The organism is Pseudidiomarina indica, assembly GCF_900104245.1.
Classification (GTDB): domain Bacteria; phylum Pseudomonadota; class Gammaproteobacteria; order Enterobacterales; family Alteromonadaceae; genus Pseudidiomarina; species Pseudidiomarina indica.
In genome coordinates, this window is sequence record NZ_FMXN01000008.1 from 70320 (window position 1) to 89913 (window position 19594).

19 protein-coding genes are annotated in these 19594 nt (G+C 50.4%); 13 read left to right on the plus strand and 6 right to left on the minus strand.

Annotated elements, in window-relative coordinates:
* Positions 1–172: 172 nt before the first annotated feature.
* The 8 genes from BLP64_RS07720 (at position 173) to BLP64_RS07755 (ending at position 9593) form a co-directional block, all read left to right on the plus strand.
* Positions 173–1420: a malic enzyme-like NAD(P)-binding protein gene (locus tag BLP64_RS07720; protein ID WP_092593372.1), complete on the plus strand. Its 1248-nt coding sequence runs from the start codon at positions 173–175 to the stop codon at positions 1418–1420.
* A 45-nt stretch (positions 1421–1465) separates the two neighbouring features.
* Positions 1466–3640 (plus strand): primosomal protein N', encoded by a 2175-nt coding sequence (gene priA, locus BLP64_RS07725; protein WP_092593374.1) that lies wholly within the window; start codon positions 1466–1468, stop codon positions 3638–3640.
* Positions 3641–3727: 87 nt separating this feature from the next.
* Entirely contained in the window at positions 3728–5470 is a 1743-nt protein-coding gene (gene argS / locus BLP64_RS07730; protein WP_092593376.1) for an arginine--tRNA ligase, read from the plus strand.
* A gap of 5 nt (positions 5471–5475) precedes the next feature.
* Positions 5476–6030 carry an SPOR domain-containing protein gene (locus BLP64_RS07735; protein ID WP_092593378.1) on the plus strand — a complete coding sequence of 185 codons (555 nt, stop codon included), beginning with the start codon at positions 5476–5478 and terminating at the stop codon, positions 6028–6030.
* Positions 6031–6095: 65 nt separating this feature from the next.
* Positions 6096–6632, plus strand: coding sequence for an ATP-dependent protease subunit HslV (gene hslV / locus BLP64_RS07740; protein WP_092593380.1), 537 nt, complete (start codon positions 6096–6098; stop codon positions 6630–6632).
* Positions 6625–7962, plus strand: a complete 1338-nt coding sequence (hslU, locus tag BLP64_RS07745) for an HslU--HslV peptidase ATPase subunit (protein ID WP_092593382.1) — start codon at positions 6625–6627, stop codon at positions 7960–7962. Before hslV ends, hslU begins: the two co-directional genes overlap by 8 nt.
* A gap of 92 nt (positions 7963–8054) precedes the next feature.
* Positions 8055–8540 carry a ribonuclease E activity regulator RraA gene (gene rraA / locus BLP64_RS07750; RefSeq protein WP_092593384.1) on the plus strand — a complete coding sequence of 162 codons (486 nt, stop codon included), beginning with the start codon at positions 8055–8057 and terminating at the stop codon, positions 8538–8540.
* 3 nt (positions 8541–8543) lie between these two features.
* Positions 8544–9593: a formimidoylglutamase gene (locus BLP64_RS07755; protein ID WP_092593386.1), complete on the plus strand. Its 1050-nt coding sequence runs from the start codon at positions 8544–8546 to the stop codon at positions 9591–9593.
* On the opposite strand, the gene hutI is transcribed toward BLP64_RS07755, so the two are convergent.
* Positions 9575–10765: an imidazolonepropionase gene (hutI, locus tag BLP64_RS07760; protein ID WP_092593458.1), complete on the minus strand. Its 1191-nt coding sequence runs from the start codon at positions 10763–10765 to the stop codon at positions 9575–9577. The genes BLP64_RS07755 and hutI overlap by 19 nt on opposite strands.
* A gap of 132 nt (positions 10766–10897) precedes the next feature.
* Between hutI and hutC the strand changes: the two genes are divergently transcribed.
* The 3 genes from hutC to hutH are packed head-to-tail and all read left to right on the plus strand — an operon-like array spanning position 10898 to position 14843.
* Positions 10898–11596, plus strand: coding sequence for a histidine utilization repressor (gene hutC, locus BLP64_RS07765; protein WP_092593388.1), 699 nt, complete (start codon positions 10898–10900; stop codon positions 11594–11596).
* Between the two features lie 29 nt (positions 11597–11625).
* Positions 11626–13305 carry a urocanate hydratase gene (gene hutU / locus BLP64_RS07770; protein ID WP_092593390.1) on the plus strand — a complete coding sequence of 560 codons (1680 nt, stop codon included), beginning with the start codon at positions 11626–11628 and terminating at the stop codon, positions 13303–13305.
* Positions 13302–14843: a histidine ammonia-lyase gene (hutH, locus tag BLP64_RS07775; protein WP_092593391.1), complete on the plus strand. Its 1542-nt coding sequence runs from the start codon at positions 13302–13304 to the stop codon at positions 14841–14843. Before hutU ends, hutH begins: the two co-directional genes overlap by 4 nt.
* Here hutH and BLP64_RS07780 read toward each other — a convergent pair.
* Genes BLP64_RS07780 through BLP64_RS07795 form a run of 4 tightly spaced genes read right to left on the minus strand, consistent with a single transcriptional unit; the run spans position 14840 to position 17355 of the window.
* Positions 14840–15085: a TraR/DksA family transcriptional regulator gene (locus BLP64_RS07780; protein WP_199286053.1), complete on the minus strand. Its 246-nt coding sequence runs from the start codon at positions 15083–15085 to the stop codon at positions 14840–14842. The genes hutH and BLP64_RS07780 overlap by 4 nt on opposite strands.
* Before the next feature lies 1 nt (position 15086).
* Positions 15087–16004: a bifunctional GNAT family N-acetyltransferase/hotdog fold thioesterase gene (locus BLP64_RS07785; RefSeq protein WP_092593394.1), complete on the minus strand. Its 918-nt coding sequence runs from the start codon at positions 16002–16004 to the stop codon at positions 15087–15089.
* A 5-nt stretch (positions 16005–16009) separates the two neighbouring features.
* A complete protein-coding gene (dtd, locus tag BLP64_RS07790) occupies positions 16010–16462 on the minus strand; it encodes a D-aminoacyl-tRNA deacylase (protein ID WP_092593396.1) in 453 nt (150 codons plus the stop codon).
* Complete coding sequence (locus BLP64_RS07795; protein ID WP_092593398.1) at positions 16459–17355, minus strand: virulence factor BrkB family protein; 897 nt, start codon at positions 17353–17355, stop codon at positions 16459–16461. The genes dtd and BLP64_RS07795 overlap by 4 nt, the downstream gene beginning before the upstream one ends.
* Before the next feature lie 125 nt (positions 17356–17480).
* On the opposite strand from BLP64_RS07795, the gene BLP64_RS07800 reads away from it, so the two are divergent.
* A complete protein-coding gene (locus BLP64_RS07800; RefSeq protein ID WP_092593400.1) occupies positions 17481–18125 on the plus strand; it encodes a DUF2959 domain-containing protein in 645 nt (214 codons plus the stop codon).
* Between the two features lie 12 nt (positions 18126–18137).
* Here BLP64_RS07800 and BLP64_RS07805 read toward each other — a convergent pair whose 3' ends face one another.
* Positions 18138–18761, minus strand: a complete 624-nt coding sequence (locus tag BLP64_RS07805) for a TetR family transcriptional regulator (protein WP_092593402.1) — start codon at positions 18759–18761, stop codon at positions 18138–18140.
* Positions 18762–18936: 175 nt separating this feature from the next.
* On the opposite strand from BLP64_RS07805, the gene trhA reads away from it, so the two are divergent.
* The gene (trhA, locus tag BLP64_RS07810; RefSeq protein WP_092593404.1) at positions 18937–19593 is read left to right on the plus strand and encodes a PAQR family membrane homeostasis protein TrhA; all 657 of its coding nucleotides are present in this window, start codon (positions 18937–18939) and stop codon (positions 19591–19593) included.
* Position 19594: the final 1 nt, after the last annotated feature.

Here is a 19594-nt window from a genome sequence, read left to right on the forward strand (position 1 = left end):
CCTTGTGTCGTTTTGGCCCCATGATCCTTCCCAATCCTCGATTTCCGCATTGAAACTGTGATTTTTTCTGAGAATCAATCAGGTAAGATTTCTTCTTGCATAGATTCCCTCTACAATAGCACTATTCATCAAGGTTATTTTCTCTATTCGATTGATTTAGGTGCACCACACTATGACTGATTTTCGCAAACAAGCGTTGGACTATCACGCCCTCCCTACCCCTGGAAAAATTAGCATTGAACTGACCAAACCTGCGGAAACAAGTAAAGATTTAGCGTTAGCTTATAGTCCTGGAGTTGCTGAACCGGTTCGCGCAATCGCGGAAAACCCTGATGATGTGTATAAGTACACGGCGAAAGGTAATTTAGTGGCGGTTATTTCTAATGGAACTGCCATTTTAGGGCTCGGCAACCTTGGCCCCATGGCATCCAAGCCCGTTATGGAAGGGAAAGCACTGTTATTCAAGCGGTTTGCTGGTCTCGATGCAATTGACATTGAAGTAACGCACCGCACCACACAAGACTTTATTAACACCGTGGCCAACATTGCGGATAGTTTCGGTGGGGTTAACTTGGAAGATATTAAAGCCCCCGAGTGTTTTGAAATTGAACAAGCACTGATTGCGCGTTGTGAAGTGCCAATTTTTCATGACGACCAGCATGGCACCGCCATTGTAACGGCTGCGGGCTTATTGAATGCGTTGGAAATTCAAGGCAAGCGTTTGCCAAAAGCTAAAATTGTTTGCTTGGGCGCCGGTGCGGCGGCCATTGCTTGTATGGAGCTACTAATTAAGTGCGGCGCTCAGCGGGAAAATATTTATATGCTTGATTCAAAAGGCGTGATTCATACTCGCCGTGAGGATTTGAACGAGTATAAAGCACTGTTTGCCAACAACACGGACAAACGGACGCTGCAAGAAGTGATCACCGAAGCGGATGTGTTTGTTGGGGTGTCTGGACCGAACTTGTTATCGCCTGATGATCTGAAGTTGATGGCGGAAAATCCGATTGTTTTTGCCTGTTCGAATCCTGATCCGGAAATTAAGCCTGAAATTGCGCTTGCCGCACGCGATGACTTAATCATGGCAACCGGTCGTTCGGATTATCCGAACCAAGTCAATAACGTGTTGTGCTTCCCCTTTATTTTCCGTGGGGCATTGGACGTACGAGCAAAAGCCATTAACGATGAAATGAAGCTAGCAGCGGTCGAAGCGATCCGGCAATTAGCGAAAGAACCTGTTCCAGCAGAGGTCTTGCAAGCCGCAGGAGTTGATAAGTTAGAGTTTGGCGCTCAATACATTATTCCAAAACCGATGGACCCACGGTTACGTACTCGCGTCTCGAAAGCTGTGGCAATTGCAGCAGTCTCATCGGGTGCGGCACGTATCGACTTGCCTAAAAATTATATGGCGGAATCATAGTCGCGGCGATTAACCCGCGTTGTATTTCAAGGTACACTGTGCGGCATGACAACGATTATTCAGGCCGCCTTACCGGTTCCATTATCTCAGCTATTTGATTATGACCACACTGACGCACTCCCGGTGGGAGTGCGTGTGCGTGTTCCATTTGGGCGGCGTCAGTTAATTGGCATTGTGGCAGGCGAGACCGCCACTCCAGACGAGCGCTTTCAGCGTAAAGCTATTTCTGAAGTGCTCGATAGTGAACCTCTGTGGCCCCAACCACTCTGGCAACTGCTGCTGTGGGCGGCGGATTATTATCATTATCCCTTAGGTGAAGTGCTGCATCATGCACTACCTGTGCTCTTGCGGCAGGGAGAGTTAGCCAACTATCAAGCGACTATTCGTTATGAGTTGACCGCGGCAGGCCAAGCGGTGCAGCTTGAGGAACTCAAACGAGCCATTCAGCAACAACGATTGTTGGCGGCATTGCGGGAAGCCCCCCTACTCAGCCGCGATATTCGCTTACATGACTATTCGCCCCAGGCGTTAAAAACGCTGCAAGAAAAAGGCTGGGTAGTCGCCGTTGAGCACCGTCCTGCTCCAGCACAAAGCTGGGAACTAAAAATTGCCGCCGAACCGCTGCAGTTGAATCCCGAACAAGCCTTGGCGGTCGCCGCCATCAGCGCCGGGCAAGGTCATCAAACCTTTTTGTTGGAAGGGGTGACTGGGAGTGGCAAAACCGAAGTGTATTTGCAGATCATCGCAGAAGTACTAAGGCGCGGGCAGCAAGTTTTGGTTTTAGTGCCAGAAATTGGTCTTACGCCACAAACCCTCAAGCGTTTCCAAGAACGGTTTGCCGTGCCCATCGTGATGTTGCATTCGGCCTTGACCGATCGGGAACGCCTCGATGCATGGTTAGATGCACGAGGGGGGCATGCCGCAATCATTATTGGCACGCGCTCAGCAATATTTACCCCTTGCAAGGCGCTTGGCATGATCATTGTGGATGAAGAACATGACACGTCGCTCAAGCAACAAGAAGGATTTCGCTACCACGCGCGTGACTTAGCCGTTAAGCGCGGCTATGAAGAAGGGGTGCCCGTGATTTTAGGCTCGGCAACGCCCTCGTTTGAGACATTAAATAATGCGCTGACAAAGCGCTATGCCCACCTGCAAATACGACGTCGGGCAGGGCAAGCTCAGCCGGTTCAACAAGTTTTGTTGGATATTAAAAATCAGCCGCTCAAAGCCGGTTTGTCGCAACCCTTGTTGAAGCTTATGGGGGAGCACTTGGCAGCAGGACAGCAGGTGCTGTTGTTTTTAAACCGCCGAGGCTTTGCTCCAGCACTGATGTGTCATGAGTGCGGCTGGTTGGCGCAGTGCCGGCGTTGTGATGCTTATTACACCGTGCATCAAGGCTCGCGGCAGTTGCTCTGCCATCATTGTGGAGCGCAGCAACCCTTGGCTGTGCAATGTGGGGATTGTGGCTCCACGCAATTAATTGGCCGCGGGGTTGGTACCGAGCAGCTGGAACAAGTGTTGCAAGAAGAGTTTCCGGAGCATACGGTGTTACGCATTGATCGTGACAGCACGCGGCGCAAAGGCAGTTTGCAACGCTATTTACAAGATGCGCATGATCACAAGTATTCCATTTTGGTGGGGACCCAAATGTTGGCCAAAGGACATCACTTTCCTGAGGTAACGTTGGTGGCTTTATTGGATGTGGATGGCGCGCTTTATAGTTCGGATTTCCGTGCTGCCGAGCGGTTGGGCCAACTTTATACCCAAGTTGCTGGACGTTCCGGACGAGCGAGTAAAACCGGTACTGTGGTGATTCAAACACACCATCCTGACCATGAGTTAATCCAAGAGTTAATTCATAACGGGTACCATCATTTTTCAACCACGGCATTGTTGGAACGGCAGCTGACGCAGTTGCCCCCGTTTAGTTATCAAGCCTTAATTCGTGCCGAAGCCGATGAAGCCGCTGCTGCCATTGACGCATTAGCGGCGATGGCGGGTTTGTTTCCGCAGCGCGATGATTTGATTGTCTTCGGGCCAATCCCGGCGGTGATGGAGCGGCGGGCAGGGCGTTATCGCTACCAATTATTAGTGCAAACCCCCCACCGCAGTATACGAGCGCAAGTGTTGCGCTATGTTTTGCCGCAATTCGAACAGTTACCGCAACTGCGCAAAGTCCGCTGGTCATTGGATGTTGACCCGCAAGACTTTAGTTAACTCATAAAAAAAGCTAAAATGGGTCTCTTATTTGATCGCCCATCGGACGACCATCGAATCACGCATTTTCATGTAAGGTTAGAGTGAATGAAAGAACAGTTGGAATCCCTCCTGGCCGCCGCAGTGGCGAATTTACAGCAACAAGGAACTCTCCCCGCCGAGGTTTCTGTGCGTATTCAATTAGACCGTCCGCGCGATAAGAGTCATGGCGATTTTGCAACCAATTTAGCGATGATGTTAGCGAAGCCTGCGCAAATGAATCCGCGTGCTTTAGCGGAAGCACTCATCGCGGCCATTCCTGAGAATACAGTGCTCGCAGCTTGTGACATTGCCGGCCCAGGATTCATTAACTTTAAGATTGACCAGCAACAGCTGCTGGCACAGCTAGAACGCGCCTATACCGACGAGCGTCTTGGCGTTGAGCCGGCGGAGCAAGCGAAGACCATTGTGATTGACTACTCGTCACCAAACCTTGCCAAAGAAATGCACGTTGGGCATTTGCGTTCCGCCATTATTGGGGACTCAGTGGCGCGAGTGTTGGAGTTTTTGGGGCACCGGGTGATTCGTCAAAACCACGTGGGCGATTGGGGAACCCAATTTGGGATGTTGCTGGCGTATATGGAAGAACTCGATACCGATGCTTTGGGCATGGAATTGAGTAACCTCGAAACCTTTTATAAAGCCGCCAAAAAACGCTTTGATGAGAGCGAAGAATTCGCCCAGCGTGCCCGTGACTTAGTGGTTGCACTGCAATCGGGTGAGCCGAAATGCCGCGAATTGTGGCAACAATTTATTGATATTTCTTTGAGCCATTGCCAAGACGTTTATGATCGTCTCGGGGTGCAATTAACGCGTGACGACGTGATGGCTGAAAGCGCGTATAACGATGATTTGCCGAACGTGGTCGAAGACTTGCGTCAGCAAGGGTTATTGGTGGAAGACCAAGGCGCGCAATGTGTGTTTTTGGACGAGTTCAAGAACAAAGACGGTGAATCTTTACCGGTGATTGTGCAAAAATCAGGCGGTGGTTACTTATATGCAACCACTGACTTAGCTGCAATTCGTTACCGTCAAAACGTGTTGCATGGCGACCACCTGATGTACTTTGTTGACCAACGCCAAGGGTTGCACTTCCAGCAAATCTTTACCTTGGCTCGCAAAGCGGGTTTTGCGAGCAGCGAGCTGCAACTCGATCACTATGGTTTTGGCACCGTGATGGGGAAAGATGGCCGCCCCTATAAGAGCCGTGATGGTGGCGTGACAAAACTGGCAGATTTGCTTGATGAAGCAGAAAAACGGGCCTTGGCATTATTGCAGCAGAAAAACACTTCGCTGACGGACGAAGAGCAAGCGCATGTCGCCCAAGTGGTGGGTATTAGCTCAGTAAAATATGCCGACTTATCCAAAAACCGCACCAGCGACTACATTTTCGACTGGGATACCATGCTTAGTTTTGAAGGAAACACGGCACCTTACTTGCTCTATGCATACACTCGGGTAACCAGTATGTTTGGTCGTGCCCAAGTGGATCCACTCGCGATTACGGCACCTTTTGTGCTTGCTGATGAGCGGGAAATTAATTTAGCGAAATTACTGGTACAATTTAATGAAGTGGTTCATAGCGTTGCTGACAAAGCCATGCCTCACTTCTTATGTGGTTATTTGTATGAGGTAGCCGGAGCATTCTCAAGCTTCTATGAAGCCTGCCCCATTTTGCAACATGAGGATGAAGCAGTGCGTCAGAGTCGTTTAAAACTCGCCGCATTAACGGCAAAAACGTTACGCCAAGGCTTATCATTACTTGGTATCCCGACGTTGGAGAAGATGTAGCTACTATGGATTACGCCAATCGGAAGCGCCCAGCCCCGCGCAAGCCAGCTAAAAAAACCAAGAAAGCAGCAGCACGCCCTGCTGTTTCATGGTGGGTGGTATTGCTCGCAATTGTGTTGGTCACCGGATTCGTTTGGTTATTAGTGACCATCTCTGGCCAATCAAAAAAGGTCGCTGTGGAGAGTCCCCCAGCGGTTGAAACACCGGCTGTGCAACCTCAACAGCAGCCTGCCTTACCAGAAAAGCCAGAAGAGCGGTGGCAATACATTGAAGAGTTAGAAAACCAAGAAGTGATTGTGGATGTGCCGGAACGTGAAGTGGGGCCACCCAAGCTCATGCAGTGTGGTTCATTCCGTAATCGGGCTGATGCCGAAGAGCTGCGGGCCATGATCGCGATGCTTGGTTTAGAATCACAAGTTCGTACCACGGAAGGCTCGAACGGTGTTTGGCACCGAGTCATTTTGGGCCCCTATGAAGGACGGCGCGCAGCGGAAGCAGATCGACATAAGCTGCAACGCGGCAAAATCAACGGTTGCCAAATCTGGAACTGGAATTTGTAACTCCCCCATTGAAATTCACAAATACGTCCTCATAACTGGTTTATAGCAACCAAGAGGATGTATTTGTGACTACTATCGTATCTGTCCGTCGCGGTGACAAAGTTGTCATTGGTGGCGATGGCCAAGTTTCACTTGGCAATACCATAATGAAAGGCAACGCTCGCAAAGTTCGCCGCTTGTACAACAATCAAGTCTTGGCAGGCTTTGCAGGTGGCACCGCAGACGCTTTTACGCTATTCGAGCGGTTAGACAAAAAGCTCGAAGCGCATCAAGGCAACCTCATGCGGGCAGCCGTGGAATTAGCCAAAGATTGGCGAACAGATCGCGCACTGCGGCGTCTGGAAGCCATGTTAGTGGTTGCTGACAAACACTATTCGTTATTAATTAGCGGAAATGGCGATGTCATTGAGCCAGAGAATGATTTAATTGCGATCGGTTCCGGTGGCGCATATGCCCAAGCAGCGGCGACTGCGTTGTTGGAAAACACGGATTTAAGTGCTCGTGAAATTGTCGAAAAAGCATTAACCATTGCGGGTGATATCTGTGTTTATACCAACAGCTATCAAACCATTGAAGAACAGGAGTCGGTTGCCCATGTCTAATATGACCCCTCGTGAAATTGTTGACGAACTGAATCGCCACATTATCGGGCAAGAATCGGCGAAAAAAGCCGTCGCTGTGGCATTACGGAACCGCTGGCGTCGCATGCAACTGGATGAAGAGTTGCGCCATGAAGTCACGCCTAAAAATATTCTGATGATCGGTCCTACCGGTGTTGGTAAAACTGAAATTGCGCGCCGCTTAGCGAAGTTGGCGAATGCTCCATTCATTAAAGTGGAAGCAACAAAATTCACCGAAGTGGGTTATGTCGGAAAAGAGGTTGAATCGATTATTCGTGACCTGACCGATGCTGCAGTGAAGCAAACCCGTGAGCAAATGATGCAGAAAGTACGTTATCGTGCTGAAGAAGCGGCTGAAGAGCGGGTGTTGGATGCCCTGTTACCGCCTCCGAAAAAGACAGGTTGGGCGGATGAGCAAGAAGAGCCTCGCGATCAGTCGAATACCCGTCAGGTATTCCGGAAAAAGCTGCGCGAAGGTCAGCTTGATGAAAAAGAGATTGAAATTGAAGTCAGCGCACCGCAGTTAGGTGTTGAGATTATGGCGCCACCAGGCATGGAAGAAATGACGTCTCAGCTGCAAAGCATGTTCCAAAATATTGGTGGCGGTCGCAGCAAGCCGAAAAAGATGAAAATCAAGGACGCCATGAAGCAACTCGTCGAAGAAGAAGCGGCGAAGATGCTGAATCCTGAAGACATCAAAGAGCAAGCGTTACAGGCGGTGGAACAGAATGGGATTGTGTTCCTGGATGAAATTGACAAAATCTGTAAGCGTGGCGATGTGTCGGGGCCGGACGTGTCTCGTGAAGGGGTTCAACGCGACCTACTGCCACTGGTTGAAGGCACGACTGTTTCGACCAAACATGGCATGGTGAAAACCGACCATATTTTGTTTATCGCCTCTGGTGCTTTCCAGATGTCGAAGCCGTCTGACTTAATTCCTGAATTACAGGGTCGGTTGCCGATTCGGGTGGAGCTACAAGCACTGACGAGTGCAGATTTTGTCCGAATTTTGACCGAGCCGAATGCGTCATTGACGGCCCAATACAAGGCGTTGATGGCAACGGAAGGCGTGACCATCGACTTTACCCCAGACGGGATTGAAAAAATTGCTGAAATGGCGTTCCAAGTCAATGAAACGACAGAAAACATTGGTGCGCGTCGATTGCACACGGTGCTTGAGCGGCTGATGGAAGAAATTTCGTTCAAAGCCAGTGATCTCGCGGGTCAGCAAATTGAAATCAATGCCGACTATGTGACGAAAACACTTGGCGAATTAGCGCAAGATGAAGATTTAAGTCGCTTTATTTTGTAATCCACCCCGAGGCCGCTTTTGCAGTGACGTAGAAGCGGCTATACTGTGGCTTAGTTAGTATGCGCTAAGCCATTATCTCAGGGGAAAAAACAATGGAATACAACACATCAGAACTTTGTGATCTCTACCCAGACCTTGTCGATGTGGTTGAACCCATGTTCATCCACTATGGCGGGCGTTTATCCTTTGGTGGTCAACTGGTTGTCGTCAAATGCTACGAAGACAAAGGGCTGATTGAAGAAATTGTTCAACAATCAGGTACCGGTAAAGTCTTGTTAGTGGATGGCGGTGGCTCCATGCGCCGCGCATTAATCGATATTGCGATTGCTGACATGGCGTTTGATAACGACTGGGAAGGCATTATCTGTTACGGTTCCGTACGCGACGTGGATGCGTTAGAAGAACTGGATATGGGAATTATGGCGATTGCCGCAATTCCTGTCGGTGCAGCCAGTGACGGTGTTGGTGAAGTGGATGTGGCGGTGAATTTCGGTGGCGTAACTTTCTTGCCAGAAGATCATCTGTACGCAGACAGCACCGGGATCATTATCTCTCCTGAACCACTTGATATCGAATAATTCATGAGCTGGTTAACTCCCATTGATGCAACGGCTTGGTTTACACCACGCCCGGGTGAAAACCGTTTAGGCCAAACCCTTCATTGCTTGCCGCAGGTGTCCTCGGCTGCAGCTTTCTATGAGAGCTTGCAACAAGCGTGGGATGCCGGTCAGCGGATTGCCATCGTGGGGGTGCCTGAGTCACTGGGCCCACGCGCAAACTTAGGCCGAGGTGGGGCTGAGCATGCTTTTGCTGCGGCTCTTCAAGGCATCCTTTCCCTGCAAGATAATCCAATGATTGCGGCCCACGAGTTGTTGCTGGTGGGGCAAGTTGATTGTGAGGATTTGCAGCAACAAGGGGATGCCCTGCGTCCTACCGATCCAGGTGAATTAGCACGTTTGCGAGAGCTGGTGGAGCGCCTGGACCAGCGTGTGCAGACGGTCCTTACGCCATTATTCGAAACGGGCTTTGACGTGATTTTGATTGGTGGCGGCCATAACAATGCTTACCCACTGATTCATTCGCTGCATACCGCAACAGGCCAAGGGGTGGGTGCAGTTAATTTAGACCCCCATGCGGACTTTCGCGCCCGGGAAGGTCGCCACAGCGGCAATGGCTTTAGCTACGCTTATATGGAAGGCGCGCTCACTCATTATCACGTGCTCGGGCTGCATGAAGGTAAAAATAATGCGGAAATCCTGAAGCAACTGAATCAAGCAGAGTTTAGTTATCGCAGCATTCATGATCTCTACCTTGAAGACTGGCGCAGTGAATTGCTGGCGCTGACCAACCAAGTAGAAACCTGGCAAGTTCCTGTTGGCATTGAAGTAGACGTTGATGCGTTGCATGGGGTGCCGGCCAGTGCGATTAACTTTAATGGCTTGAGCATCGCCCATGCTTATCGTTTTGTCGAACTCTTGGCACAACTTCCGTATACGCGGTATCTGCATTTAGCGGAAGCAGCTCCCAGCTTGCACCCAGCCGGCCGTGAAGCCGGCGATATGGCGTGTGCACAGTTGTTAAGCGAGTTAGTGCTCGCTTACTTGCACGGGTTTCAGCGCCGCGAACCTTGATGCCAACAGGCAACCAGTGGGTTAATGCCGAACTGGTACGTAAGCGTTGCGAGATCATCCACATCCCACCAACATAAATCGGCCCGCAAGCCCGCCTTGAGTTGCCCACGATCCTGATAGCCTAATGCTTGAGCTGCATTGACAGTTACTCCGCGTAAGCATTCTTCAGGAGTGAGACGGAATAAGGTTGCTCCCATTTGGAGCATTAACTGCAGGCTAAAAATAGGCGAGGTGCCCGGATTGGCGTCCGTTGCTAAGGCAATGGGCACACCATGCTCACGTAATAACGCAACGGGTGGCAGGTGTGTATCGCGTAAAAAGTAATAGGCGCCGGGCAGTAATACTGCAACTGTACCGGCGGCCGCCATGGCTTTCACTCCGGCTTCATCTAAATGCTCGAGATGGTCACACGAAAGTGCTTGATAACGCGCTGCCAGCTGGCTGCCGTGTTGGTTACTGAGTTGTTCAGCATGCAGTTTTACCGGTAGTCCAACCGCTTGGGCAGCTTGAAACACTTGCTCGGTTTGGGCTGGGGTAAATCCGACCGTTTCACAAAATGCATCCACTGCATCGGCTAACCCTTCGCCTGCTAGTGTTGGGATGATGGTGTTAGTAACGAGGTCAATGTAGGCATCGGCATCATCACGAAACTCAGGAGGCACCGCGTGTGCCGCTAACAGGGTAGTGGCCACTGAAACAGGATGTTGTTCTGCTAACTGGCGCGCCGCACGAAGCTGCTTACGTTCATCGTCAAGACTTAGTCCATACCCAGACTTTATTTCGATGGTGGTCACCCCTTCAGCCATCAACGCTTGTAATCGTGGTGTCGCAACCTTCACTAACTCTGCTTCAGTGGCTGCTCGGGTGGCTCGCACTGTGGCGGCAATTCCCCCACCATTCGCGGCAATTTCTGCATAGCTAACGCCGTGTAGGCGTTGGGCAAACTCATCGGCTCGAGAACCCGCCCAGACTAAATGGGTATGGCAATCAATCAACCCAGGCGTGATGAAGCCACCGCGGCCGTCAATGTCGTTGACCGTTACCGATGGTGCACTCTCCCGTGGTCCGGCGTAATGAATTTGCTGCTGATCAAAAATAATCACCCCATCTTGGATGAGACCGTAGCCTTCACCCACCATAGTGGCGAGGTGAACGTTCGAGATACGCTGCAAGGTTGCTGCCATGAAAAATCCCCATTGTCACTTGTATATACAATTAAAGATGCCTACACTTTAGCACAGACTTCATCCAGTCTGAATGGTTTCATTCAGTATTACTCATTCTAGGTTGTGGGTGACACATTCGTGAAATTCGCCAAAATAAAACAATATATTTATCGCAAAATTGCTTCGGGAGAGTGGCCTGAAAATCATCCGGTCAGCTCCGAAAATGCCTTGGCACAACAATTTAAGGTGAGCCGCATGACTGCGCGCCGAGCCTTGCAGGAATTAGCGGATGAAGGGTTAGTGGTTCGCGCCAAAGGGTCTGGAACTTATGTGGCGCCTTTAAAATCACAAACCTCATTTATGGCGATTCGAAATATCGCCGATGAAATTCGTGCGCGACAACATGATTATGCGGCCCATGTACACATGCTTCGGCAAGTTCCGGCCTCAGTTCCCGTGGCGGAACAACTTGAATTGGCGGTGGATGCCCCGGCGTTTTTCTCGGTGATTACACACACTGAGAATGGCGTGCCGGTGCAAGTGGAAGAACGCTACGTGAACCCAGCAGTTGCCCCCGATTATCTCAAACAAGACTTTCGTCTCACGACCCCCCATGAATACCTCAGTGCGGTTGCTCCGTTAACGGAAGCCAGCCATCAGATTGAAGCCATTACGCCCAGTTTAGCTGTTTGCGAGTGGCTTGAGCTGGCGAAACCAGAACCCTGTTTACGGATCATTCGACGAACTTGGAGCGATGCGGGCGTGGTGACCTATGCTGTATTAACTCACCCAGGCTCACGCTTTGTGCTGGGTGGTCATTTAACCTTTAAGCCGTAATCTGTGATGTAGATAAAAGGATTATCACGATGAAATTTACTCGACTTGATACCAGCCGCACCATTCGTGCCAGCCGCGGCTCACGCTTAACCACAGCGAACTGGCAGATTGAAGCAGCCAAACGGATGCTGATGAACAACCTTGACGCCGAAGTGGCGGAACACCCCCATGCCTTGGTAGTGTACGGTGGCATTGGTCGTGCCGCCCGCAGTTGGGAAGCTTATGACAAAATCGTGGCAGTATTGGACCGACTCAAGCCCAACGAAACATTGCTGGTCCAGTCAGGGAAGCCAGTCGGCGTGTTCACCACGCACGAAGATGCACCCCGAGTACTCATTGCTAACTCAAACCTAGTTCCAGAGTGGGCCACGTGGGAACACTTTAATGAGCTGGACCAAAAAGGGTTGATGATGTACGGCCAAATGACCGCGGGCTCATGGATTTATATTGGCTCGCAAGGCATCGTACAGGGCACCTACGAAACCTTCGTTTCGGTGGCGCGTCAGCATTTCCAAGGGGACACCAAAGGCCGTTGGATTTTGACCGGTGGCTTAGGTGGTATGGGTGGAGCTCAGCCGCTGGCAGCGACCATGGCGGGTTACTCCATGTTGGCAGTGGAAGTGGACGAAACGCGGATCGATTTCCGCTTACGTACACGTTATTTAGATCACAAAGCCACTTCGTTGGATGAGGCATTGCAATTGATCAATCAAGCAAATGCCGAAGGCCGTGCTATTTCAGTTGGCCTATTAGGCAACGCAGCGGATGTTTTCAATGAGTTAGTGGAACGAAATATTACGCCCGACGTGGTCACTGACCAAACCTCAGCCCATGACCCATTACACGGTTACCTCCCGCAAGGCTGGACGTTGGGCCAGTATCAAGAGCGGCAGCAAAGTGATCCAGAAGGCACCGTCCAGGCGGCGAAACAATCCATGGCCGTGCAAGTGCGTGCCATGTTGATGTTGCAAGAGCGCGGCGCAGCCACCTTAGACTACGGCAATAACATCCGCCAAATGGCGAAAGATGTGGGCGTTGATAATGCGTTTGATTTCCCGGGGTTTGTGCCGGCCTATATTCGTCCCTTATTCTGTGAAGGAATCGGCCCCTTCCGTTGGGTCGCTTTATCAGGGGATCCCGAAGATATTTATAAAACAGACGCCAAAGTCAAAGAATTGATCCCAGATAATCCGCATTTGCATAACTGGCTCGATATGGCCCGTGAGCGAATTAGCTTCCAAGGGTTACCCGCACGGATTTGCTGGATTGGTTTAAAGGATCGGGCACGAATTGCCCTAGCGTTTAACGAAATGGTGCGTAACGGGGAGCTTTCAGCTCCAATTGTGATTGGCCGTGACCATTTGGATTCCGGTTCGGTAGCAAGCCCTAACCGCGAAACTGAAAGCATGCTGGATGGCTCAGATGCCGTATCCGACTGGCCATTGTTGAATGCGCTGTTAAACACTGCCAGCGGGGCAACCTGGGTCAGCTTGCACCACGGGGGCGGCGTGGGCATGGGGTATTCGCAACATGCCGGCGTGGTGATCGTGGCCGATGGCAGCGAGGCCGCGGCGCAGCGATTAGGCCGTGTGCTGTGGAATGACCCTGCGACTGGTGTGATGCGTCACGCTGATGCGGGCTATGAAATTGCACAACAATGCGCCCGTGAACAAGGGCTCGATTTACCGATGTTGGAGAAGCGCTCATGAAACAACTCTTTACCTTACAGCCCGGTGCGTTGAAGCTGGCTCAATTACGTGAGTGGTGGCAAGCACCACACCAACTTAGTCTGCATGCGGAGGCACATGAGGCAATTCAACGTTCCTTCCAAACCGTGCATGATGTGTTGGCTGCAGGCAAGGTCGTGTATGGCATAAATACGGGCTTTGGCTTGTTGGCGAATACCCGCATTCCACCTGAAAAACTGAATGATCTACAACGTCGCATTGTGCTATCCCACGCTGCTGGCACCCAAGAATTGATGCCAGATACCGTGGTTCGGCTCATGCTGTTATTAAAAATCAACTCGCTCAGCCGTGGTTATTCAGGGGTGCGGCCGGAAGTGATTCAAGCATTGGTGGAGTTGCTAAACCATGAGGTTTATCCCTGTGTTCCGAGCAAAGGCTCAGTCGGTGCCTCAGGTGACTTAGCGCCGTTGGCACATTTGGTCCTACCGTTGCTTGGGGAAGGCACGGTCCGGATTCAAGGAGCCATTTATCCAGCGGTGGAAGGGCTTGCTAAAGTTGGTTTAAAACCGATTGGAACCCTTGCTCCGAAAGAAGGGCTGGCGTTATTAAATGGCACCCAAGCATCGACTGCCTTGGCACTCCATGGCTTATTCCAGATTGAACGGGTATTCCACGCGGCCTTGGTCACTGGCGCTATGGCGGTGGAAGCTGCGATGGGCTCACGGGCACCATTTGATGCACGGATTCATGCAGTGCGTGGTCAGCCAGGTCAAATTGCTGTGGCTGAGAGCTTCCGTCAATTGCTTGGCGAGCAGTCGGAAATCGGCGTTGCGCATGAAAATTGTGAAAAAGTTCAGGACCCTTACTCGCTGCGGTGTCAGCCGCAAGTCATGGGAGCGGTGTTTGATCAAATGCAGCACGCCAGTGCCATTCTGGTACGTGAAGCCAATGGGGTCACGGACAACCCGTTAGTCTTTAGCGATAACGGCGATATTATTTCAGGCGGGAACTTCCACGCTGAGCCAGTGGCGATGGCAGCGGATATTCTTGCCATTGCCGCCAGTGAAATTGGTGCTTTGTCGGAACGTCGGAGTGCGTTATTGATTGACCATCACTTGAGCAACTTGCCTCCATTCTTGGTGAATGATGGCGGCGTGAACTCAGGCTTTATGCTGGCGCAGGTAACGGCAGCAGCGTTGGCATCAGAGAACAAAACGCTGGCACATCCCGCCTCGGTTGATAGCATGCCAACCTCAGCCAACCAGGAAGATCATGTGTCCATGGCAACCTTTGCCGCACGTCGACTGACCGATATTGCCAAAAATATCCGTGATATTGTTGCCATCGAGTTGTTGGAAGCCGCGCAAGGGGTGGATTTCAGACGTCCGTTACGGTCTTCTGAAGCCGTTGAAATGGCGCACGAGCGGGTGCGGTCATTGGTCCCGTTTTACGATCAGGATCGCTATTTTGCGCCAGATATTGAAGCCATTGCTGGCTTGATTGAGCAAGGAAAGCTGAGTGACTTAGTGCGAGAGGGAGCGCTGTTAGAGGACGCTTAAGCGTCCTCTTCATCTTGCAGGGCTTCGCAATCCACACAAAGTGCGACATCTGGTTTTGCGGCTAAGCGAGCTGCCGAAATCTCATCACCACATTCAACGCAATAGCCGTATTCGCCTTCACGCATCCGCTGTAACGCAGCGGCCGCGCTTTCTGCTTGGCGAGTATTGGGCTGTTCATTGACAACAGTTTCTAATTTGCTCCGAATACGTAACAACTGCTGGGCAGATAAATTATCACTCATGTTAACGTCCTTCTGATTTTCTATTCTTGGCCAATACGACGAATTGTCCGGTAAATTCTGCCACCGGGGTGTCATGGTCCAATACTTGAGACTTCAATAGTACGCGTGCATTTTTTCCGAGGGTGAGCGTTGAAAGATCACCGTTCATTGAAGAGAGTCGGGAAATAGCACGAGGTTCTTGGCTAACAGGTTTATGGTACTGAATTTGGCCGTCTGCGAGCACCACATCACCTTGTAGCTGTCGTTCCCGCAATTGTAAATGCAATAGCCCCCAGCACGTCAAGGTGGCGAGCGAATAAATGCTGCCAGCAAACATGGTGCCATGCACGTTAATGTTGCGTGCCAAACTTGCGGACGTTTCAAACTCCCGCCCAGTATATTGCTCAATGGTAATCCCCATGCTTTTTGAAATGGGAATTTCAGTGTGCCACGTCTGTTGTAGTTCGAGGCACCAATCCGGACGATAAATAATGCGGTTATGGGGAGTCAACACTTTCCGCAAGTGATGTTCCGCTTGTGGGTTTTGTACGGTATCCGCTTCTTCCATGATGTCGTACCCACATTTAAGATAAAAACCTAAGGTATTATCGCGGCAATTAATGACAATATGCTTGGCACCCTCGGCACGAGCAAGTGTTTCGAGGGCATGCACAATGGATACCCCGTGCCCTTCGCCTCGATGCTCTGGCGCTGAGGCCATAAAGCGAATTTGCGCTTCTTCGGGGGTATTAAAATGCAGGCGTCCAATGGCGATAACAGCACCCGCTGCATTGACCACCATGCGATGGTACCCTACCTGATCATACTCGTCTTGCTCGGAGCCGCGTGGCCGCTGGAATGGCTGGCGCAGCACCCGCCAACGCAGATCGTAGTAGGCTTCTAGTTGCTCAGGGGTGGTCGGAGTGATCACACGAGACATGGCGATTATCCTTCCGAATGATTCGTTTGCAGCATAAAGGTCACCGGTCCATCGTTGATCAAGGCGACCTGCATATCGGCGCCAAATTCACCGGTGGCCACCGGAATTCCCAATTGCTCCAAGTGGGCAACAAAAGCCAAGTAGAGCGCGTTCGCCTGTGAGGGCGGTGCAGCGGTGGAAAAACTCGGGCGGCGACCTGATTGGGTGTCGGCCGCTAAGGTAAATTGTGGCACCACTAAAATTTGCCCGGCGATATCGCTCACGCACAGGTTCATTTTATCGTTCGCATCGCTAAACATGCGAAACTTCGCCACTTTATTGGCTAAGGTAACAGCCTGTTCAGAGGTATCGGCGAATTCAACGCCTAACAACACCAACATGCCTTGTTTGATTTCACCGATGATGTCACCGGCAACGGTGACTGATGCTTCCGTTACCCGTTGCACTAATGCTTTCATTCGTTTCCTTCCAGTATTCTTGAGTTATCGTTCGAGGGTGGTTGGAAAAACTCCTCAATACTCGCCGTAAGTTCGGCACCCAATAGCACAATGTTCCATGACACGAAAATCCAGACCAAGAGAATTGGAATGGCAGCTAAAGCACCATAGATGGCTTGATAGCTGGGGAAGGCAGTAATATAGGCAGCGAAGATACTCTTACTCAATTCAAACAGAATGGCTGCTAATAACGCACCCCAAAAAGCGTGTCGGGCGCGCACTATACGGTTTGGCATGACAATGTACAAGAGCATAAAGGCAACTAATGAGGTTGCCAGTGGTACAAAGCTTAATAAGGTGGTGCGAACCCCGGACACATAGACTTCTGCAACGGCCGTCAAAGAAATCAGATAAGAAGTCACTGCCATACCCGAGCCCATCAAAATGGGGCCAAGGGTTAGAATCATCCAGTAAACCGATAGCGCGACGACTAAGCGCCGCTTGTTATGATTCCGCCAGATACGATTCATGGTGGCATCCACCGTGCTAATCAGATTAACGGCGACCACAATGACAAAGACTACCCCGATGGTTGTCATTTTGGACACGTTGGTCATAAACTGATTGAGATAACTGCTGATAACTTCGCCCGATGCTGGCATGAGATTGGCGAAGAGCAGCCGCTCCAGCTCCTCTTTCAGCTGCTCGAACATGGGAAAAGCAGAAAAAATGGAAAACATAACCACCATCAGCGGCACCAATGCCAGCATGCTGACGAATGTCAGATGCCCCGCGACGATGGTGACGCGATCATCCAAGCAGCGTTTGACGAAATACACCAAAAAGCGCCAAGCGATTCGCCCTCGCTGCTGCAAGAAGGTTAATGCATTGCGCGCTGAATTAGACTGAGACATTGCCTACTCTTAAATCGATCATGGTGCCCCTAACATACCTTGTTCTTTGTCAATCGCCAATGGTCAAGTGGGATTCTTCATAGTAGGCTATACTGACTATTCTCTCGAGGACACAAGGAGCTGTTATGCGCGTGTTGAGTCAAGTAATCATGGTTGTGATGGTGGCGGTATCGCTGGTTGGATGCCAAAGTGCTTATTACGGCACCATGGAAAAGTTTGGGATTCATAAACGCGATATTTTAGTGGATCGGGTGGATGACGCTCGCGATGCTCAAAGCGATGCCCAAGAGGAATTTAAATCTGCGCTACAGCGGCTGGATGAATTGCTGAAGTTTGATGGCGGTGACCTCGAAAAACGCTACCAAGCGCTCAATGATGATTATGAGCGGAGTAAAGCGGCCGCCGAGCGGGTGAACTCGCGCATTAAAGCCGTCGATAACGTGGCTCAAGCATTATTTGATGAGTGGCAAGATGAACTTGGCTTATACAGCAATGCCAGCATGCGCAGTGAGAGCGAGCGCTCACTACGAGAAACTGAGCGTCACTACAAAAGTTTACTGCAAAGCATGGAACGTGCAGCTGGAACCATGGAACCCGTGCTCGAAAAATTGCACGATAATGTGCTGTATTTGAAGCATAACTTGAATGCGAAAGCGATTGACGCAATTCGGGGTGAATATCGCGTGCTCCGTGCTGATGTGGAAGTGCTAATTCGTGAGATGGAAGCGGCAATCGAAGCATCTAACGCATTTATTGATGCCATGCGTTAATTGGAGAACGGCTTATGCACTTTGCTTCATGAGCCCATTAAAATAGGTATCGATGGCTTGCTTGGCTGTTTGGCCTAAGTTGAAACAGCTTGGGTCAAGCAGCCAGTTATACATAAGCCCATCTACTAAGCTAAATAACCCCAAAATAACGCCTTGTGAGTTTAACGAGGCGTCAATTAAGCCTTGCTCTTTCGCTCTTTCAACCAACCAACCTGATTCTGCAACACAGGCATTGCGCCCATCAAGGTGGCGCTGATGAATGGGTAAGGCATCATCAACGTATTCACATTTATGCAAGAGAATGGTGATTAATGCTTGCGTGTGTGGATCTTGCTGGACCTGCTCAATAATGTTCAAACACCGTGCTCGGAGCATGGCCAGCGGGTTGTCATTATGAGTTTTTTCCAACTCTTCCAACATATCATCCACGGGCAAGCGGACCCGCTCCATGAGTGCTTCAATGAGGGCGAGTTTATTTTCAAAATGATGATAAATAGCCCCGCGAGTGACCCCCGCTGCCTCGGCTACTTGATTCATGGATGTTCTGGAAACTCCTTTCTCACTAAATAAACGCTCCGCAGCGTCCAGTAAATCTGAACGTGTCGTTAATGCATCTTCTTTGGTACGACGAGCCACAGCACACTTCTCCTATTACAAGTGACGGCATTATAACCGAAATCATATAAACATGCATGCATGTATGTAAAATGATTGAGCCTAGAGTGATCGAACAGTGATATGCTAAGTGTATGAATACAGTTTAGGAATACATGGTGCAGCGACGTGATAATAAATAACGGAAAAGGAACCCATGAATACAATTCGAAGTAGTAAAGCTTATACGGTGGCCGAGGAAGTGGCCCACGCCCTGACTCATGGTTTGGGCGCGGTGGCATCGGTGGTGGCGTTAGTCATGATGCTTATTTGGGCGGTGTCCTACGGTGATTTATTCCATGTTGCCAGTGCGATTATTTATGGCTCAAGTTTGATTTTGTTGTACTTGGCTTCCACTCTTTATCACGCATTTCCCTGGCCCCGCATCAAAGCATTTTTCCAACAACTCGACCATGCGGCTATCTATGTATTGATTGCGGGTACCTACACTCCCTTTGCACTGGTCAATTTGCGCGGCGACTGGGGGTGGACGTTGCTCATTGTGGTGTGGAGCATCGCAGTGCTTGGTGTGATTTTGGAATTAGCCATGCGGGAACGGAAACGATGGTTATCCATTAGCTTGTATTTAGGGCTGGGGTGGATGGCGCTTGCAGTGATTAAACCGATGTTGGCTAACGTTGATGCCGGGGGACTCTGGTTATTGTTGGCGGGCGGCTTAGCCTACACCTTTGGAGTGATTTTTTACGTCTGGAAATCGCTGCGTTTTCATCACGCTATTTGGCATGTTTTTGTACTGATTGGGAGTGCTTTGCACTTCTTTTCAATCTTTTATTATGTGATGCCTCACCCGTAGC

Coding starts and splice junctions, on each gene's coding strand:
- BLP64_RS07720 (WP_092593372.1), top strand. CDS start 173: ATGACTGATTTTCGCAAACAAGCGTTGGACTATCACGCCCTCCCTACC.
- priA (WP_092593374.1), top strand. CDS start 1,466: ATGACAACGATTATTCAGGCCGCCTTACCGGTTCCATTATCTCAGCTA.
- argS (WP_092593376.1), top strand. CDS start 3,728: ATGAAAGAACAGTTGGAATCCCTCCTGGCCGCCGCAGTGGCGAATTTA.
- BLP64_RS07735 (WP_092593378.1), top strand. CDS start 5,476: ATGGATTACGCCAATCGGAAGCGCCCAGCCCCGCGCAAGCCAGCTAAA.
- hslU (WP_092593382.1), top strand. CDS start 6,625: ATGTCTAATATGACCCCTCGTGAAATTGTTGACGAACTGAATCGCCAC.
- rraA (WP_092593384.1), top strand. CDS start 8,055: ATGGAATACAACACATCAGAACTTTGTGATCTCTACCCAGACCTTGTC.
- BLP64_RS07755 (WP_092593386.1), top strand. CDS start 8,544: ATGAGCTGGTTAACTCCCATTGATGCAACGGCTTGGTTTACACCACGC.
- hutU (WP_092593390.1), top strand. CDS start 11,626: ATGAAATTTACTCGACTTGATACCAGCCGCACCATTCGTGCCAGCCGC.
- hutH (WP_092593391.1), top strand. CDS start 13,302: ATGAAACAACTCTTTACCTTACAGCCCGGTGCGTTGAAGCTGGCTCAA.
- BLP64_RS07780 (WP_199286053.1), bottom strand. CDS start 15,085: ATGAGTGATAATTTATCTGCCCAGCAGTTGTTACGTATTCGGAGCAAA.
- BLP64_RS07785 (WP_092593394.1), bottom strand. CDS start 16,004: ATGTCTCGTGTGATCACTCCGACCACCCCTGAGCAACTAGAAGCCTAC.
- dtd (WP_092593396.1), bottom strand. CDS start 16,462: ATGAAAGCATTAGTGCAACGGGTAACGGAAGCATCAGTCACCGTTGCC.
- BLP64_RS07795 (WP_092593398.1), bottom strand. CDS start 17,355: ATGTCTCAGTCTAATTCAGCGCGCAATGCATTAACCTTCTTGCAGCAG.
- BLP64_RS07800 (WP_092593400.1), top strand. CDS start 17,481: ATGCGCGTGTTGAGTCAAGTAATCATGGTTGTGATGGTGGCGGTATCG.
- trhA (WP_092593404.1), top strand. CDS start 18,937: ATGAATACAATTCGAAGTAGTAAAGCTTATACGGTGGCCGAGGAAGTG.